A 17,112-nucleotide genomic window follows, 5' to 3' on the forward strand; every position below is an offset into this window, starting at 1 on the left:
TCGGGCGACCCCGCCCTGTGGGGCGGCACCCAGGAGCAGCTCGACCGGTGCGCCGAGATCGGCATCCCGACCGAGGTCGTGCCCGGGGTGTCCGCGTTCTCCGCCGTCGCCGCGCTCGCCCGGCGCGATGTTGACGATTCCCGAGGTGGCGCAGTCCGTCGTCCTCACCCGGCTCGGCGGGGGCAAGACGCCCATGCCGCCCGGGGAGGAGGTGCGCGAGTTCGCCCGGCACGGCACCACCATGGCGATCTTCCTCTCCGCCGCCCGCAGCGGGCAGCTCGTGCGGGAGCTGCTGGAGGGCGGTTACCCGACGACGACCCCGGTCGTGGTCGCGTACCAGGCCACCTGGCCGGAGGAGCTGGTCGTGCGGTGCACGGTCGGCACGCTGGAGGAGACGGTCAAGGAGCACAAGCTCTGGAAGCACACCCTGTTCCTGGTCGGCCCGGCCCTCGACGCGCACGGCACGCGCTCGCACCTGTACCACCCGGGCCACTTCCACGGCTACCGCAAGGCCGACCCCGAGGCCCGCAGGGCCCTGCGCGAACGGGGTGCCAGTACATGATCACCACAGTCCCGGTGCGTGGAGCAGAACACGTCACAGAACGCGTCGAAGAAGGAGTCGCTCAGTGATCGGCCTCATTTCCGCCACCGCGGCGGGAGCGGCTGCGCGGGACCGGCTGGCCGCCGCGTGGCCGGACCGCACGCGGGTGTACGAGGGTCCCGTCGGGGACGCCGTACGGGCCGCGTTCGCGCAGTGCGAGCAGCTGGTGTGTTTCCTGGCGACGGGCGCGGTGGTGCGCCTGGTGGCTCCGCTGCTGTCCGACAAGGCGGCCGACCCGGGTGTGGTGTGCGTCGACGAGGGCGGCCGGTTCGCGGTGTCCCTGGTGGGCGGGCACGCGGGCGGCGCCAATGAACTCGCCCTCGACGTCGGGGAGTTGCTGGGGGCCGAGCCGGTGGTGACGACGGCGACGGACGCCGTCGGACTGCCCGGCCTGGACACGCTCGGCCTGCCCGTGGAGGGCGATGTCGCCGGGGTGTCGCGGGCGTTGCTGGACGGCGAGGTGGTGGCGCTGCGGGCCGAGGTGGCCTGGCCGCTGCCGCCGCTGCCGGTGGCGGCCGAGGGGGCATACACGGTCCGGCTGACCGACCGTCTGGTCGAGCCGGCCGAGGGCGAGGTGGTGCTGCGGCCGCCGTCCCTGGTCGTCGGGGTCGGGGCGTCGAGGGGCGCCCCCGCCGAAGAGGTGCTCGCCCTGGTCGAGGACGCTCTGCGGGAGGCCGGGCTGTCCGCCGCGTCCGTGGCCGAGCTGGCCACCGTTCGACGCCAAGGCAGGGGAGCAGGGCCTCGTCGAGGCCGCGCGGCGGCTGGGCGTGCCGTGCCGCTGGTGACGTAACAGCACGCCGGGGCATCTGGCCGCGGTCGAAGAGTGACCCAACACGTCCTGACGCGCCACTGGCCGCCGTCGGCACGCCCTCCGTCGCGGAGGCCGCGGCGATGCTGCGCGGTGCCAACTCCTCGTCCCCAAGCGGAAGTCCGCCGCGAGCCCGGCGATGGCCACCTGTGCCGTGGTACGGCGGCCCGGGCGGGGGCGGCTCGCGGTGGTCGGGCTCGGACCGGGCGCCCGGGACCTGCTGACGCCGCGGGCGAAGGCCGAACTCCGCCGTGCCTCCGTGCTGGTCGGTCTCGACCAGTACGTCGACCAGATCCGCGATCTGCTGCGGCCCGGCACCCGGATCCTGGAGTCGGGGCTCGGGGCCGAGGAGGAGCGGGCGCGCACGGCCGTCGAGGAGGCCCGCAAGGGGCAAGCCGTCGCACTGATCGGCAGCGGGGACGCGGGGGTGTACGCCATGGCCTCCCCCGCGCTCGCCGAGGCCTCGGACGACATCGACGTGGTCGGCGTGCCCGGCGTGACGGCGGCGCTCGCGGCCGGCGCGATCCTGGGGGCGCCGCTGGGCCACGACCATGTGTCGATCAGCCTGTCCGACCTGCACACGCCGTGGGAGGTCATCGAGCGGCGGGTGCGGGCGGCGGCCGAGGCGGACCTGGTCGTGACGTTCTACAACCCGCGCAGCCGGGGCCGCGACTGGCAGCTCCCCAAAGCGCTGGCGATCCTCGCCGGGCACCGGGAGCCGTCGACCCCGGTCGGTGTCGTGCGCAACGCCTCGCGGCCGGACGAGTCCGCCCGGGTCACGACACTGGCCGCGCTCGACCCGGCGACCGTCGACATGATGACGGTCGTGACGGTGGGCAACACGGCGACTCGCGAGATCGCAGGCCGCATGGTGACACCGCGCGGCTACCGCTGGCAGGAGGGCACCGCGTGAACCGGGAAGCCCACCCGGTCCGGCGGAAGCCCGGCCGACGGCCGCACACCCGCCAGGACCGCTCGCGCACGCTCGACGCCCCGCCGCACCACCCCACTTCCGCCGAGGAGAAACCGTGACCACCCCGCCCGCGCTGCTCATCGCCGGCCACGGCACCCGTGACGACGCGGGAGCCGAGGCGTTCCGCGACTTCGTACGGGAGCTGGGACGCCGCCACCCCGAACTGCCCGTCGCGGGCGGCTTCATCGAGCTGTCCCCGCCGCCGCTGGGCGAGGCCGTCACCGAACTGGTGGAGCAGGGCGTACGGCGGTTCGCCGCCGTACCGCTGATGCTGGTGTCCGCCGGGCACGCCAAGGGCGACATCCCGGCGGCGCTGGCCCGCGAGAAGGAGCGGCACCCCGGCGTCTCGTACACCTACGGGCGCCCGCTCGGCCCGCACCCGGCGCTGCTGAACGTGCTGGAGCGGCGGCTGGACGAGGCGCTGGGCGGCGCTGGGCGTACGCCGGGTGACCGGGCCGATGTGACGGTGCTGCTGGTGGGGCGCGGGTCGACGGACCCGGACGCCAACGCCGAGGTGTACAAGGCGGCGCGGCTGCTGTGGGAGGGGCGCGGGTACGCCGGTGTCGAGACGGCGTTCGTGTCGCTGGCGGCGCCGGACGTGCCGAGCGGGCTCGACCGGTGCGTGCGGCTCGGCGCCCGCCGGATCGTGGTGCTCCCCTACTTCCTGTTCACCGGCATCCTGCCGGACCGGGTCCGGATGCAGACGGAGGGCTGGGCGGAGGCGCACCCGGAGGTCGAAGTGCGCTCGGCCGGTGTCATCGGGCCGGAGCCGGAGCTGCTGGACCTGGTGTGGGAGCGGTACGAGGAGGCCGTCCGGGGCGATCTGCGGATGAACTGCGACTCGTGCGTCTACCGCGTGGCCCTGCCGGGCTTCGAGGACAAGGTGGGGCTGCCGCAGCAGCCGCATTTCCACCCGGACGACGAGGGCCACCACCACGGGCACGGCCACCCTCACCACGACGCGCACTCGCATGCGCACTGAGGGCCCCATGCACACGGAGAGCGGGCACGATCTGCGCCACCACGGGGACGCCGAGGTCCGGGACGGCGGCGGCTCGCTGGTCGACCTCGCCGTGAACGTCCGCGCGGACACACCCCCGGTGTGGCTGCGGGAGCACATCGCCGCGTCCCTGTCCGGGCTCGCGGCCTATCCCGACGGGCGCCCCGCGCGGGCGGCCGTGGCGGCGCGGCACGGGCTGCCGGTGGAGCGCGTGCTGCTGACGGCGGGAGCGGCGGAGGCGTTCGTGCTGCTGGCGCGGGCACTGAAGGTGCGGCGGCCGGTCGTCGTCCACCCGCAGTTCACGGAGCCGGAGGCGGCGCTCCGGGACGCCGGGCACACCGTCGACCGGGTGCTGCTGCGGGAGGAGGACGGCTTCCGGCTCGACCCGGCGGCCGTCCCCGAGGACGCGGACCTGGTGGTGATCGGCAACCCGACGAACCCGACGTCGGTGCTGCACCCGGCGGACACGATCGCCTCCCTCGCCCGTCCCGGGCGGGTGCTGGTGGTGGACGAGGCATTCATGGACGCGGTGCCGGGCGAGCGGGAGGCCCTGGCGGACCGTGTGGACGTGCCCGGCCTCGTGGTGCTGCGCAGCCTCACCAAGACGTGGGGCCTGGCCGGGCTGCGGATCGGGTACGTGCTGGCGGCGCCGGAGACCGTCGAGGCCCTGGAACACGCGCAACCCCTGTGGCCGGTGTCCACTCCGGCGCTGGCGGCGGCGCAGGCGTGCGTGGGGCCACGGGCGGTGGCGGAGGCGGCCCACGCGGCCCACCGGATCGCGGCGGACCGGGCCCACCTGCTGGCGGGTCTCGCCGGGTTCGCCCCGGCGGGGCTGCGGGTGGCGGAGCCCGCGGAGGGCCCCTTCGTCCTCGTCCGTCTGCCGCACGCGGCCGCCGTACGCGGGCGCCTGCGCGACCTCGGCTACGCCGTGCGACGCGGGGACACGTTCCCCGGCCTGGACGAGGAGTGGCTGCGGCTGGCGGTGCGGGACCGCAGGACGACGGACGGGTTCCTGCGGGCGCTGGAGCGAGCGGTGGCCCCGTAACAGAACGCCTGCCGGGCGCGCCGCACACCGGGCGCGGGCCATGTGCACGATCCGGCCCCGCCCCTACGCGGGCAAGGGCGACGCCGCGCGGCGCCGACGAGGCACCTGGCCACGGCCGGTCGCACTCCGGCGCCACCCGGCGGGCTCACCCACACGAGGTCAGCGCGCGCTGGTGTCCCCCCCCCGCCCGCGGCGAGCAGGACTGGTGCTCCCGGGTACGGCGTTGTCGAGCCGCCGCCCGTCTCGGCGAGCCCCACCTCGGCGGTGCGGCGGACCGCTCGGCCGGTGGCCCGGCAGCGGACACGACTGCCCGGGTCTCGCAGGACGTCTCGGCCGGCATGAGCGGGCCGCCCATCTCGGCCACGTCCTGCTTCGGCGGCCACGAGGGGTCCCCCACGCACCCTCGCGGCTAGCCGACCACGCGGCCGTTCAGCACCACCCGGCGCGGCGCACCCAGCACGCGGACGTCCGTCCTCGGGTCCTCGTCGTAGACCACGAGGTCCGCCGGAGCCCCCTCCTCCAGGCCGGGGCGGCCGAGCCAGGAGCGGGCCGTCCAGGTGCCCGCCGCCAGTGCCTGCACGGGCGGGATGCCCGCGGTGACCAGTTCGGCGACCTCCGCCGCCGCGAGGCCGTGGGCGAGGCCGCCGCCCGCGTCGGTGCCGACGAAGACCGGGATCCCGGCGTCGTAAGCGTTCCGGACGGTGTCGTAGCGGCGTTCGTGGAGCCGGCGCATATGTGCCGACCAGCGCGGGAACCGGGACTCGCCCCCGTCGGCGAGCTCGGGGAAGGTCGCGATGTTGACCAGGGTCGGCACGATGGCGACGCCCCGCTCGGAGAACAGCGGGATCAGCTCGTCGGTCAGGCCCGTCGCGTGTTCGACGCAGTCGATGCCCGCCTCGACGAGGTCCTGGAGGGAGTCCTCCGCGAAGCAGTGCGCGGTGACGCGGGCGCCCAGGCGGTGGGCTTCCGCGATCGCCGCCTCCACCGCCCCGCGGGGCCAGCAGGCCGACAGGTCGCCGAGGTCGCGGTCGATCCAGTCACCGACCAGCTTCACCCAGCCGTCGCCGCGCCGGGCCTCCTGGGCGACATAGGCGACCAGGTCCTCCGGCTCGATCTCCCAGGCGTAGTTGCGGATGTAGCGGCGGGTGCGGGCGATGTGCCGCCCGGCACGGATGATCTTCGGCAGGTCCTCGCGGTCGTCGACCCACCGGGTGTCGGAGGGCGAGCCCGCGTCGCGGATCAGCAGCGTGCCCGCGTCCCGGTCGGTCAGCGCCTGCTTCTCGGCGACGTCCTGCGGGACCGCGCCGTGCCGGTCGAGCCCCACGTGGCAGTGTGCGTCGACGAGGCCGGGCAGGGCCCAGCCCTGGACGGTGCGGATGTCGCGGGCGCCGGCGGGACGGTCGTAGGAGACGCGGCCGTCGACCACCCACAGCTCGTCCCGGACGTCCTCGGGCCCGACGAGCACCCGACCCTTCACGTGCAGCACCGCGTGATCGCTCATGCACCGCACCTTAGTGAGACGCCGGGCGCGGTCCGAAGGGGGCCGGTTGTCGCGGGCCTCGGCTCGCAGGTGGGTGGTACCCGGCGGTTACCCTCGTTGCCGTCGAACCCGTGAGTGAAGAGAGCCCCACCGTGACGCACCCGTTTCTGGACCTGGCCCCGCTCGGCGCGGACCGCTTCGCCGCGATCGAGGACCGTGTGGCGCGGCTGCTGAGCACCGAGCAGGACGTCGTGATCATGCAGGGCGAGGCGCTGCTGCCCCTGGAGGGCGCGATCCGCGCCACGGCCGGTCCGGGCACGACGGCCCTGAACGTGATCACGGGCCCGTACGGGCAGACCTTCGGCGACTGGCTGCGCGACTGCGGGGCCACGGTGATCGACCTGGCGGTGCCCTTCCACACGGCGGTCACGGCCGAGCAGATCCGGCAGGCCTTCGCCGAGCGCCCGGAGATCGACTTCGTGTCGCTGGTGCACGCGGAGGCGGCGACCGGCAACACCAACCCGGTCGCGGCGATCGGCGAGGTGGTGCGGGCGCACGGGGCCCTGTTCTACCTGGACGCGGTGGCGTCGATCGGTGCCGAGCCGGTGCTTCCGGACGCGTGGGGCGTGGACCTGTGCGTGATCGGGGCGCAGAAGGCGATGGGCGGACCGGCCGGGGTGTCGGCGGTGTCGGTGAGCGAGCGGGCCTGGGCCCGGATGGCGGCGAACCCGCGGGCGCCGCGCCGCTCGTACCTGTCGCTCCTCGACTGGAAGGAGCGGTGGATCGACGGCGGCCGCAAGGCTCTGCCGCACGCTCCGGCGCAGTTGGAGATGCTCGCGCTGGAGGCGTGCGTGGAGCGGATCGAGGCGACCGGGCCGAACGCCGTGATGGCCCGGCACGCCGCCGCTGCGGCCGCCACGCGGGCCGGGGCGGTCGCGCTCGGTGGCGGTCTGGAGCCGTACGTGTACGAGGCGGGCGACGCGGCGCCGGTCGCCACGACGCTGCGGACACCGTCCGGGGTGGTGGCGGCGGAGCTGGTGGCCCGGGCACTGGAGTCGGATCCGGCGCTGCCGCTCGCCGCCGGCGGGGGCGCGCTGGCCAAGGAGATGATCCGGGTCAATCACTACGGGGCCGACGCGACGCCGGGGGCGGTCCGGGCGAGTCTGGCGGCGCTGGGGGTGGCGCTCTCCGAGCAGGGGCTGACCGTGGATGTGGAGGGGGCGCTGCGGGCCGTCGAGCGCGCGTGGCGGCGCTGAGGGGCCCACGCCGGTGTCAGTGGCCCGTGCCATGCTCCCCGTATGACCACCGACACACCTGCCGGCACACCTTCCGGCATCCCCACCGATGCCCCCCAGACCCTCCCCGACGGGCGCCCGATCCCCCACCTCACCGGTGACGAGCGGGCCATGCTCGAGAGCTGGCTGGACTTCCACCGGGCCACGCTGGAGCTGAAGTGCGCGGGCCTGGACGACGCGCAGGCGCGGACCGCGTCGGCCGAGCCGTCCACGCTGACGCTGCTCGGGCTGGTGCAGCATCTCGCCGAGGTCGAGCGGAACTGGTTCCAGCGCGTGGCCGCCGGGCTCGACGTACCGCCGGTGTTCGAGGACGGGACGGGCTATGCGCTGGATCCCGGGCGGGGGCTCGACGAGGCGCTCGCGATCTGGCGGCGGGAGATCGCCCGGGGGCGTGAGTTGTCCACAGGGCTGCCGCTGGACCACGTCGGGCGGGTCGCCGAGGGCCCGGTCCCGGGGATGGAGGTCAGCATGCGCTGGGTGCTCATCCACATGATCGAGGAGTACGCACGGCACAACGGTCATGCCGATCTCCTGCGGGAACGCATCGACGGAGTGACCGGGGCTTGAATTACACGCGCTTTCCGCAACATCTCACATGTAAGCTGGCACACAATTAAGAATACTTTCAAGAACAGCTTCCCGTATTCTTCTGCCCGCTTTCCTCGGTCCTAAACACAGAGATTTTGAGGACATTCAGCGAGGTAATTCGGCGGGATCTCGTGAGGGTTGCACGGCTGTGACGCGTTACACACAGTGACCACTTTGCCCGGTATTATCCGTGCAATACCGGGCATTCTGCCGCCTCTGCGCGCGAACCCTCGCGCCCGCGCGATAACACAGACATCGCTCATACGTAACCCCGATCGGCGATGCAATTTTGAATTTCCCTGGGTAAGTTCAATTCGCATGACTGCCGTACAAGCAGATCCGCAAATCGACCGCCCCACGACGGCCGACGGAGCCGCGCTGTGGCGGATGGCGAAGGACTCGAAGGTTCTCGACCTGAACTCGTCCTACAGCTATCTGCTGTGGTGCCGCGACTTCGCGGCCACGTCGGCCGTCGCCCGTGACCAGGACGGCGAGCCGATGGGCTTCATCACCGGGTACCTGCGGCCTGACAGCCCGCGCACCCTGCTGGTGTGGCAGGTGGCGGTGGACGAGGCACACCGCGGGCGCGGCCTGGCCGCCGCGCTGCTCGACGGTCTGGTCGCGCGCACGGTCGCCGAGCGCGGAGTGACGACGGTGGAGACCACCATCACCCCGGGCAACACCGCCTCGGAGCGCCTGTTCACGTCGTTCGCCGAGCGTCACGGCGCCCGGCTGGAGCGCGAGGTGCTGTTCGACACGGGCCTGTTCCCCGACGGGCCGCACGACGCAGAGGTGCTGTACCGCATCGGCCCGCTGCCCCACTGACTTCCCTGACTCCCCGCCCGACCCCGCAGACTTCCCCCACGCACCGAGGAGCGATTCGTCGTGACCATCACCCAGCCCGACCTGAGTGTCTTCGAGACCGTGGAGTCCGAGGTGCGCAGCTACTGCCGCGGCTGGCCCACCGTCTTCGACCGTGCGGTGGGCAGCCGCATGTACGACGAGGACGGCCATGAGTACCTCGACTTCTTCGCCGGAGCCGGTTCACTGAACTACGGGCACAACAACCCGGTCCTGAAACGCGCGCTGATCGACTACCTGGAGCGGGACGGCGTCGCGCACGGGCTCGACATGTCGACCACCGCCAAGCGCACGTTCCTGGAGGCCTTCCAGAACCTGCTGCTGCGCCCGCGTGACCTGCCGTACAAGGTCATGTTCCCCGGCCCGACCGGCACCAACGCCGTGGAGGCCGCGCTGAAGCTGGCGCGGAAGGTGAAGGGGCGCGAGTCGATCGTCTCCTTCACCAACGCCTTCCACGGCATGTCGCTCGGCTCGCTGGCCGTGACCGGCAACGCCTTCAAGCGGGCCGGCGCCGGCATCCCGCTGGTGCACGGCACGCCGATGCCGTTCGACAACTACTTCGACGGCACCGTCGAGGACTTCCTGTGGTTCGAGCGGCTCCTGGAGGACCAGGGATCCGGCCTCAACAAGCCCGCCGCCGTGATCGTCGAGACGGTCCAGGGCGAGGGCGGCATCAACGTGGCGCGTCCCGAGTGGCTGCGTGCCCTGTCCGAGCTGTGCGAGCGGCAGGACATGCTGCTGATCGTCGACGACATCCAGATGGGCTGCGGCCGTACCGGCGCGTTCTTCTCCTTCGAGGAGGCGGGCATCACGCCGGACATCGTCACCGTCTCCAAGTCGATCAGCGGCTACGGCCTGCCCATGTCGCTGTGCCTGTTCAAGCCCGAGCTGGACATCTGGGAGCCCGGCGAGCACAACGGCACCTTCCGCGGCAACAACCCCGCGTTCGTCACGGCCACCGCGGCCCTGGAGACGTACTGGGCCGACGGCTCCGCGATGGAGAAGCAGACCCGCAAGCGCGGCGAGCAGGTCGAACAGGCCATGATCTCCATCGCCGAGGAGAACCTGGCCGACGTGAAGGAGTACCGGGGCCGCGGCCTGGTGTGGGGCCTGGAGTTCCACGAGAAGGACCGCGCCGGCAAGGTCGCCAAGCGCGCCTTCGAGCTCGGACTGCTCATCGAGACGTCCGGCCCCGAGAGCGAGGTCGTGAAGCTGCTCCCCGCGCTCACGATCACCCCCGAAGAACTGGACGAGGGCCTGAGCACGCTGGCCCGCGCCGTCCGCGAGACCGCCTGACCGACCAAGCACCACTCATCTAGGAGGCATCGCAGCACCGTGATTGTCCGTTCGTTCAAGGAGATCGAAGGTACCGACCGGCACGTGAAGGCGGCGTCCGGTACGTGGGAGAGCAAGCGCATCGTCCTCGCCAAGGAGAAAGTGGGCTTCTCCCTGCACGAGACGGTCCTCTACGCGGGTACGGAGACGTCGATGTGGTACGCGAACCACATCGAGGCCGTCGTCTGCACGGAGGGCGAGGCCGAGCTGACCGACCACGAGACCGGGCTGACGCACACCATCACGCCCGGCACCATGTACCTCCTGGACGGGCACGAGAGGCACACGCTGCGGGTCAAGCAGGACTTCCGCTGCCTCTGCGTGTTCAACCCGCCCGTGACCGGACGGGAGGACCACGACGAGAACGGCGTCTACCCGCTGCTCACCGAGGAGGTGTGACGTTTCCATGACCGCCACCACCGACACCGCCACCGGTATCCCGGACCTCTATCCCAGTCGCGGTGCCGTCGAGGCACTGACCCCGCGCCAGGACCCGGTCGTCTGGGGCGCCCCCGACGCCCCGGGCCCGGTCGCCCCGGCCGACCTGCTCTCCTTCGAGCGTGACGGCTTCCTGGCCATCGACGAGCTCATCACCGAGGACGAGGTCGCCGTCTACCGGAACGAGCTGAACCGGCTGGTGAACGACCCGGACATGCGTGCCGACGAGCGGTCGATCGTCGAGCCGGCGTCCAAGGAGATCCGCACGGTCTTCGAGGTACACAAGATCAGCGAGGTGTTCGCCCGGCTCGTGCGCGACGAGCGGGTCGTCGGCCGGGCGCGGCAGATCCTCGGCTCGGACGTGTACGTCCACCAGTCGCGGATCAACGTCAAGCCGGGGTTCGGGGCCAGTGGTTTCTACTGGCACTCGGACTTCGAGACGTGGCACGCCGAGGACGGTCTGCCGCGGATGCGCACGGTGTCGGTCTCGATCGCGCTGACCGAGAACTACGACACCAACGGCGGGCTCATGATCATGCCGGGGTCGCACAAGACGTTCCTCGGGTGTGCGGGGGAAACGCCGAAGGACAACTACAAGAAGTCGCTGCAGATGCAGGACGCGGGCACGCCGTCCGACGAGGCGCTGACCCAGCTTGCCGCGCAGCACGGCATCAAGCTGTTCACGGGCAAGGCCGGGTCGGCGACCTGGTTCGACTGCAACGCCATGCACGGTTCCGGCGACAACATCACGCCGTTCCCGCGCAGCAACGTGTTCATCGTGTTCAACAGCGTGGAGAACACGGCGGTGGAACCGTTCGCCGCGCCGGTCCGGCGGCCGGAGTTCATCGGGGCGCGGGACTTCACTCCGGTGCGGTGACCAACCCTCGGAGGACACAGCATCGGGGCGCGGGATTCACTCCGGTGCGGTGACCGCCGCTCAGCGGTGACGTGACCGTGTGACAGGACTGCCGGGTGGGGCCTCCTCGTGTGGGACGGGAGGCCCCACCCGGTTGTGTGCTGTCCGGGTGGTCAGGCGGACAGGACGTCCAGCAGCCGGTCGACGTTCTCCGGGGTGTTGTAGAGGTGGAACGCGGCCCGCAGGTTCCCCGCCCGGTCCGACACCTCGATGCCCGCCCGGCTCAGTTCGCCCTGGCGGTGACCGAGCCCCGGCACGGACACGATCGCGGAGCCCGGCGCGGGCACCGGCTCATGGCCCAGCCCGGCGAGCCCGGCGCGGAAGCGGTCCGCGAGAGCGAGGTCGTGGGCGTGCACGACGTCCACGCCGATCTCCTCCAGCAGCTCCAGGGAGGCTCGCAGCCCGGCGTAGGTGAAGAGGGCGGGGCTGATGTCGAAGCGCCGTGCGGAGTGGGCGAGTTCCTCGACCGGGCCGTAGCAGCTGTCCCAGGGAATCTCACCGGCGACCCAGCCGGAGAGCAGCGGCGAGAGGCCGCCGAAGTCCTGCGGGACGATGAAGAACGCGGCTCCGTGCGGTCCCAGGAGCCACTTGAATCCGACGGCGGCGAGGAAGTCGTCGGCATCGCCGTCCATCGGCAGCCAGCCGGCCGACTGGGAGGCGTCGACGTAGGTGCGCGCTCCGTGCGCCCGGGCCGCCTCGCGCACGGCAGACAGGTCGGCGAGCCGGCCGTCGGCCGACTGGGCGGTGCTGACCGCGACGAGCGCGGTACCGGGGCGGACGGACTCGGCGAGCCGCTCCAGGGGCACGGAGCGCACCTTGAGGTCGCCGCGCACGTGGAACGGGTTCACCAGGGACGCGAAGTCGCCGTCCACCGTGAGGACTTCGGCCCCGGAGGGCAGCGAGGCGGCGATCAGGCCCCCGTACTCGGCGACCGACGCTCCGGTGGCGACCCGCTCGGCCGGCACCCCGGCCAGCCGGGCGAAGGACGCGCGGGCGGCCTCCACGTGCTCGTACAGGGGACCCAGGGGCGTGCCCTCGGCACGCATCCGCACCGCCTGCTGCAGGGCGGTGACGGTACGGGCGGGCAGCAGCCCGTTGCTCGCGGTGTTGAGGTAGGTGTGCTTCGGGGCGAACTCGGCACGGACGAGGTTCTCGAAGGTCTCCATGGGACCACTCTGCGTCCCATGGATCTCCCCGTCCATTGCCGTTTTCTGCGTGATGCGGCCAAGCAGCGCTTATGTATGGTCCCTGGCCTGCGCGTTTCAGTGCTGGGGCACCGCACAGCCGTCCGGGCCGCACGCGTCCGCGTCACCGCTGTCCACGATCGTCAGCGGGGCGCGGTCACCGTACGCCTGGGTCAGGGCCTGGGCGAAGACCTCGGCGGGCTGGGCGCCGGAGACGCCGTACTTGCGGTCGAGCACGAAGAACGGCACACCGCTCGCGCCGAGCTGCGCCGCCTCCCGCTCGTCGGCCCGGACCTCGGCGGCGTAGGCGTCCGGATCGGCGAGCACGGCGCGGACGGCCTCCCCGTCGAGTCCGGCGGCCACGGCGAGCTCCACCAGCCGTTCGTCGTCGCCGAAGACCGAGCGCTCCTCGGCGAAGTTGGCCCGGTACAGCTGGTCGAGGAGCTGCTCCTGGCGGCCCTGCTCCTTGGCGAGGTGGAGCAGCCGGTGCATGTCGAAGGTGCTGCCGTGGTCACGGCCGCGCGTACGGTAGTCCAGCCCCTCGGCGGCGGCCTGTGCGCCCAGGTTGTCCTCACCGGCCTCGGCCTGCGCCTCGCTCATCCCGTACTTCCTGGTGAGCATCGTGATCACGGGCTGGATGTCGTCCTTGGCGCGGCCCGGGTCCAGCTCGAAGGAGCGGTGCACCACCTCGATGTCGTCGCGGTGCGGGAAGTCCCGCAGCGCCTTCTCGAAGCGGGCCTTGCCCACGTAGCACCAGGGGCAGGCGATGTCGCTCCAGATCTCGACGCGCATGTCTTCGGCTCTCTCCAGCTCGTACGGGGACACGGAGGCGCTCCCTCCGCCGAGTGCATGAACGTTCAAGCAGCGGCGTTCATTCCCCGGGGACCGTCAGGCGCAGACACCGATGGTGGTCGCCCTCGGCGGGCGGATTCGCCGGGTCCGGGACCCAGCCCTGGCGGATGTAGAAGGCCTGCGCGCGCAGATTGTCGACGTGCACGTCGAGGACGGCCGTCCGCCTGCCGTCGGCCTGCCACTCCTCGACGCAGGCGGTGTGCAGCGCGGTGCCGGCGCCGCGGCGCCAGTGGCCGGGGTCCACGTGGAACTGGAACAGCTTCACCGTGTCCCCGGGAGCCCCGTCGGGGGTGCGGAACGAGGCCAGACCGATCATGCGGCCCCCCTCGACGAGGCACAGCACCCGGCCGTCGGGCCGCGCGAGGGCGCTCCGCCAGGCGGCGAGCCAGTCGGTGCCGTCCTGCGGCACCCCGTCGGGGTAGTACGTCGCCCGGGCCCGGGCGTGCAGCGCCACGACGTCCGCCACCTCGGCGGGCAGGACGGTACGGATCACACGCCCCGGGGTCACTCGTTCCTCGATCATGGAACGGAGGACGTGCCCGGCCGGGGTGCGGTTCCCGGGCCGGGCGCGTCCTCAACTGCCGTCGCGCAGATCGTTCGGCCAGTACGGACGGAACTCGATGTGGTCGTACGTCACCACGCAGCCCTCCCCCATCGGGGACTGGGTCATGAAGCCGACCAGGGCGCCTCCGGTCTCCTTCTCGTCGCCCAGGGTGAAGAGGCGGACGAAGGTCCAGCGCTCGCCGTCTCGGGAGGCGTGGAAGGCGAAGGCCCGGCCCGTGCGGCTGACCCGCAACCAGACGGAACTGCCGTCCACCGTGAAGGAGTTGGCGTCGTCCGAGTGGCCCCGGGTGACGACCGTGCAGACCGTGGGGACGTCCGGGGAGTACTCCAGGCAGAGCTTGGCCCAGGCCCGCTCCCCGACGTGGACGTAGAGCACCCCGGCGTCGAAGGCCGCGCCGAACCCGACCGTGACCCGGGCGATCAGCTGGAAGTCCCCCTCGGGCGCCCCGAGCAACCGGGGCGCGTCGGAGGCGGGGTCCAGCGCTTCCCCGGTGGGCGGCACGAACCGATCCTGCCGCGCCCCGGCCCACCCGGTGAGCACCCCGTCCTCGTAGGACCAGTGACCGTCGGGCCCATAAATGCGCAGCCCGAAAGGAAGTTCGGGAAGTTCGAGATCCATTCGACCAAGTCTTTCAGGTCCGACCCTCAGGGGCGCGGGACTGTGTCAATTTGCGGCTCCGCCGCGTGGGCGCGACGAGCCACAGCGAACCGCAAGCGGGCAACCCGCCACGCCCCTACGGCGCTCACCGCTCCAGAACCCCGTTGAACCTACGAGGCAGCCCCAACGGGTTCTCGTCCCGCAACTCCGCCGGCAGCAACGCCGCCGGCGTGTTCTGGTACACCACCGGCCGCAGCCACCGCTCGATCGCCGTCCCACCCACCGACGTGGACGTCGACGTCGTCGCCGGGTACGGCCCCCCGTGGTGCTGGGCGGGAGCCACCGCGACCCCCGTCGGCCAGCCATTGACCAGCACACGCCCGGCCAGCGGCGTCAGCTCCTGCAGCAGCTCCGCGCCACGGCCCTGGCCGGCGGCCTCCTCCTCGGAGAGCTGCACCGTCGCCGTGAGGTTGCCCGGCAGACGCGACAGCACCGCCTTCACCTCGGCCTCGTCCTCGTAGCGGGCCACCACGGTGACCGGGCCGAAGCACTCCTCCAGCAGCAGGTCGTGCTCGCCCTTAGCCGCCAGCCTGCTCGCCGGCACCGTGAGGAAGCCCGCGCTGACGGTGTGGTCGCCGCCCGCGCCGGGCGTGACGGGCGAGTCGACGTCGGGCAGTGCGGCCCGCTCGGCGACGCCCGCGACGAAGTTGTCGCGCATGCGGTGGTCGAGCAGGACCCCGGCGTCGGTGTCGCTGACGGCGTCGGTCAGCGACTTCAGCAGGGCGTCACCGGCGGCACCGGACGGGGCGAGGACGAGGCCCGGCTTCACGCAGAACTGGCCGACTCCCAGCGTCATCGAACCGGCGAGGCCGGAGCCGATCGCCTCGGCCCGCTCGGCGGCGGCGGCCTCGGTGACCACGACCGGGTTCAGGGAGCCCAGCTCGCCGTGGAAGGGGATCGGCACGGGAACGGGCCGCGGCCGCGTCGAACAGCGCGCGCCCGCCCGCGCACGGACCCGGTGAAGCCGGCCGCCGCGACCAGCGGGTGCTTGATCAGCTCGACGCCCGCCTCGAAGCCGTGGACCAGGCCCACGACGCCCTCGGGGATGTCGTGCCGGGCGGCGGCCCGGCGCAGCATCTTCGCGACGTACTCGGACAGGGCCGGGTGGTCGGGGTGGGCCTTGACGACGACCGGGCAGCCGGCCCCCAGCGCGCTCGCGGTGTCGCCGCCGGCGACCGAGAAGGCGAAGGGGAAGTTCGACGCCGAGTAGACGGCGACGACGCCCAGGGGCACCTTGTAGCGGCGCAGGTCCGGGATGGGCGGGGTCGCGGTGTCGTCGGGGTGGTTGATGACGACGTCGAGGAAGGCGCCCTCGTCGACGATGTCCGCGAAGGCCCGCAGCTGGTAGCAGGTGCGGGCGAGCTCGCCGGTCAGCCGGACCGGGCCGAGCGCGGTCTCGGCGTCGGCGGTCTCGACGAGCCCGTCCTTGGCCGCCTCCAGCTCGTCGGCGGCGGTGCGCAGGAAGGCGGCGCGGACGGCACGGTCGGCGAGCGCGCCGCGCGCCTCCTCGGCGGCACGGACGGCGGCGTCCACCTCCTGGGCTGTGGCCTCCACCGCAACCTGTTCACGCTGCTTCCCGGTTCGGGGGTCGACACTCCAGACTGGTGCTGCTGCCACCGCGGGTCCCTCCACGTGTATCTGGGTCATTCACCAGGGATGTTCGATATACTGAACGCTGTCTCTGATGATGAATAGGCTGTCGGAGACTATTTCCCGTCGAACGAAGGGGTCAAGGGCGATGTCGGTAGCCGAGACAGGCGGCGGGGCACAGGTCAAGTCCGCGGTACGGACCGTTGAACTGCTGGAATACTTCGCCGGGCGGCCCGGTATGCACTCCCTCGCGGCGGTCCAGGAGGCCGTCGGATACCCCAAGTCCAGCCTGTACATGCTGCTGCGCACGCTCGTCGAGCTGGGCTGGGTGGAGACGGACGCGACCGGCACGCGGTACGGCATCGGGGTGCGGGCACTGCTGGTCGGCACGTCGTACATCGATGGCGACGAGGTGGTCGCGGCGGCCCGGCCGACCCTGGACCGGCTCTCCGACGACACGACGGAGACGATCCACCTGGCCCGTCTGGACGGCACGAACGTCGTCTACCTCGCCACCCGCCAGTCGCAGCACTACCTGCGCCCCTTCACGCGGGTCGGCCGCCGTCTGCCCGCGCACTCCACGTCCCTCGGCAAGGCGCTGCTGAGCACGTACTCGGACGAGCAGGTCCGCAAGATGCTCCCGGAGACGCTGCCGGCGCTGACCGAGCACACGATCACCGACCGGGAGAAGCTCATCGAGGAGCTGCACCAGGTGCGGGAGCAGGGCTTCTCGGTGGACCGCGAGGAGAACACGCTGGGGCTGCGCTGCTTCGGGGTGGCGATTCCGTACCGCACTCCGGCGCGGGACGCGATCAGCTGCTCGGTGCCGGTGGCCCGGCTGACGCCGGCGCACGAGCAACTGGTGAAGGACGCCCTGTTCGACGCGCGGGACCGGCTGACACTGGCCACCCGTAGGCTCTGAGG

15 protein-coding genes and 3 pseudogenes are annotated in these 17,112 nt (G+C 72.3%); 12 read left to right on the forward strand and 6 right to left on the reverse strand.

Annotated features, from left to right (window positions below; all coding sequences use genetic code 11):
- The 5 genes and pseudogenes from SSQG_RS08665 to cobC form a co-directional block, all read left to right on the forward strand.
- Positions 1-562: pseudogene (locus tag SSQG_RS08665) on the forward strand (cobalt-precorrin-4/precorrin-4 C(11)-methyltransferase); the annotation flags it as partial.
- 64 nt (positions 563-626) lie between these two features.
- Positions 627-2,322: pseudogene (gene cobJ / locus SSQG_RS08670) on the forward strand (precorrin-3B C(17)-methyltransferase).
- Positions 2,319-2,441, forward strand: coding sequence for a hypothetical protein (locus SSQG_RS43400; protein WP_276327068.1), 123 nt, complete (start codon positions 2,319-2,321; stop codon positions 2,439-2,441). The pseudogene cobJ and the gene SSQG_RS43400 overlap by 4 nt, the downstream one beginning before the upstream one ends.
- Positions 2,438-3,364 (forward strand): sirohydrochlorin chelatase, encoded by a 927-nt coding sequence (locus SSQG_RS08675; RefSeq protein ID WP_003989357.1) that lies wholly within the window; start codon positions 2,438-2,440, stop codon positions 3,362-3,364. Before SSQG_RS43400 ends, SSQG_RS08675 begins: the two co-directional genes overlap by 4 nt.
- 7 nt (positions 3,365-3,371) lie before the next feature.
- Positions 3,372-4,427: an Rv2231c family pyridoxal phosphate-dependent protein CobC gene (cobC, locus tag SSQG_RS08680; protein WP_003989358.1), complete on the forward strand. Its 1,056-nt coding sequence runs from the start codon at positions 3,372-3,374 to the stop codon at positions 4,425-4,427.
- A gap of 409 nt (positions 4,428-4,836) precedes the next feature.
- Here cobC and SSQG_RS08685 read toward each other — a convergent pair whose 3' ends face one another.
- Positions 4,837-5,928, reverse strand: coding sequence for an amidohydrolase family protein (locus SSQG_RS08685; protein WP_003989359.1), 1,092 nt, complete (start codon positions 5,926-5,928; stop codon positions 4,837-4,839).
- A gap of 131 nt (positions 5,929-6,059) precedes the next feature.
- Between SSQG_RS08685 and SSQG_RS08690 the strand changes: the two genes are divergently transcribed.
- From SSQG_RS08690 to thpD, 6 genes are all read left to right on the forward strand, one after another.
- On the forward strand, positions 6,060-7,163 hold the full coding sequence (locus tag SSQG_RS08690; RefSeq protein ID WP_039932170.1) for a pyridoxal-phosphate-dependent aminotransferase family protein: 1,104 nt from the start codon (positions 6,060-6,062) through the stop codon (positions 7,161-7,163).
- 42 nt (positions 7,164-7,205) lie between these two features.
- On the forward strand, positions 7,206-7,769 hold the full coding sequence (locus SSQG_RS08695) for a DinB family protein (protein ID WP_003989361.1): 564 nt from the start codon (positions 7,206-7,208) through the stop codon (positions 7,767-7,769).
- Positions 7,770-8,108: 339 nt separating this feature from the next.
- Complete coding sequence (gene ectA / locus SSQG_RS08700; RefSeq protein WP_003989362.1) at positions 8,109-8,615, forward strand: diaminobutyrate acetyltransferase; 507 nt, start codon at positions 8,109-8,111, stop codon at positions 8,613-8,615.
- 60 nt (positions 8,616-8,675) lie between these two features.
- Positions 8,676-9,947: a diaminobutyrate--2-oxoglutarate transaminase gene (ectB, locus tag SSQG_RS08705; protein ID WP_003989363.1), complete on the forward strand. Its 1,272-nt coding sequence runs from the start codon at positions 8,676-8,678 to the stop codon at positions 9,945-9,947.
- 39 nt (positions 9,948-9,986) lie between these two features.
- Entirely contained in the window at positions 9,987-10,385 is a 399-nt protein-coding gene (locus SSQG_RS08710) for an ectoine synthase (RefSeq protein WP_003989364.1), read from the forward strand.
- 7 nt (positions 10,386-10,392) lie between these two features.
- Positions 10,393-11,301, forward strand: coding sequence for an ectoine hydroxylase (gene thpD / locus SSQG_RS08715; RefSeq protein ID WP_003989365.1), 909 nt, complete (start codon positions 10,393-10,395; stop codon positions 11,299-11,301).
- Between the two features lie 152 nt (positions 11,302-11,453).
- Here the strand turns inward: thpD and SSQG_RS08720 are convergent, their stop codons facing one another.
- The 5 genes and pseudogenes from SSQG_RS08720 to SSQG_RS08740 all read right to left on the reverse strand — a co-directional run bounded on the left by SSQG_RS08720 (position 11,454) and on the right by SSQG_RS08740 (position 16,152).
- Positions 11,454-12,506: an aminotransferase class V-fold PLP-dependent enzyme gene (locus SSQG_RS08720; protein ID WP_039932171.1), complete on the reverse strand. Its 1,053-nt coding sequence runs from the start codon at positions 12,504-12,506 to the stop codon at positions 11,454-11,456.
- A 96-nt stretch (positions 12,507-12,602) separates the two neighbouring features.
- Complete coding sequence (locus SSQG_RS08725; RefSeq protein WP_003989367.1) at positions 12,603-13,316, reverse strand: DsbA family oxidoreductase; 714 nt, start codon at positions 13,314-13,316, stop codon at positions 12,603-12,605.
- Positions 13,317-13,395: 79 nt separating this feature from the next.
- A complete protein-coding gene (locus SSQG_RS08730) occupies positions 13,396-13,899 on the reverse strand; it encodes a GNAT family N-acetyltransferase (RefSeq protein ID WP_003989368.1) in 504 nt (167 codons plus the stop codon).
- Positions 13,900-13,950: 51 nt separating this feature from the next.
- Positions 13,951-14,559 (reverse strand): DUF1349 domain-containing protein, encoded by a 609-nt coding sequence (locus SSQG_RS08735; RefSeq protein WP_003989369.1) that lies wholly within the window; start codon positions 14,557-14,559, stop codon positions 13,951-13,953.
- Positions 14,560-14,683: 124 nt separating this feature from the next.
- Positions 14,684-16,152, reverse strand: a pseudogene (locus tag SSQG_RS08740) (aldehyde dehydrogenase (NADP(+))).
- A 184-nt stretch (positions 16,153-16,336) separates the two neighbouring features.
- Here SSQG_RS08740 and SSQG_RS08745 point away from each other — a divergent pair.
- Positions 16,337-17,110 (forward strand): IclR family transcriptional regulator, encoded by a 774-nt coding sequence (locus SSQG_RS08745; protein ID WP_003989371.1) that lies wholly within the window; start codon positions 16,337-16,339, stop codon positions 17,108-17,110.
- Positions 17,111-17,112 lie beyond the last annotated feature (2 nt).

The organism is Streptomyces viridochromogenes DSM 40736, from assembly GCF_000158955.1.
Classification (GTDB): Bacteria; Actinomycetota; Actinomycetes; order Streptomycetales; family Streptomycetaceae; genus Streptomyces; species Streptomyces venetus.

Bases quoted from the DNA above. Each gene is read 5' to 3' on its own strand.
- SSQG_RS08725 (WP_003989367.1), bottom strand. From the start codon at position 13,316: ATGCGCGTCGAGATCTGGAGCGACATCGCCTGCCCCTGGTGCTACGTG.
- SSQG_RS08730 (WP_003989368.1), bottom strand. From the start codon at position 13,899: ATGATCGAGGAACGAGTGACCCCGGGGCGTGTGATCCGTACCGTCCTG.
- SSQG_RS08695 (WP_003989361.1), top strand. From the start codon at position 7,206: ATGACCACCGACACACCTGCCGGCACACCTTCCGGCATCCCCACCGAT.
- SSQG_RS08735 (WP_003989369.1), bottom strand. From the start codon at position 14,559: ATGGATCTCGAACTTCCCGAACTTCCTTTCGGGCTGCGCATTTATGGG.
- SSQG_RS08720 (WP_039932171.1), bottom strand. From the start codon at position 12,506: ATGGAGACCTTCGAGAACCTCGTCCGTGCCGAGTTCGCCCCGAAGCAC.
- thpD (WP_003989365.1), top strand. From the start codon at position 10,393: ATGACCGCCACCACCGACACCGCCACCGGTATCCCGGACCTCTATCCC.
- SSQG_RS08685 (WP_003989359.1), bottom strand. From the start codon at position 5,928: ATGAGCGATCACGCGGTGCTGCACGTGAAGGGTCGGGTGCTCGTCGGG.
- ectA (WP_003989362.1), top strand. From the start codon at position 8,109: ATGACTGCCGTACAAGCAGATCCGCAAATCGACCGCCCCACGACGGCC.
- cobC (WP_003989358.1), top strand. From the start codon at position 3,372: ATGCACACGGAGAGCGGGCACGATCTGCGCCACCACGGGGACGCCGAG.
- SSQG_RS08745 (WP_003989371.1), top strand. From the start codon at position 16,337: ATGTCGGTAGCCGAGACAGGCGGCGGGGCACAGGTCAAGTCCGCGGTA.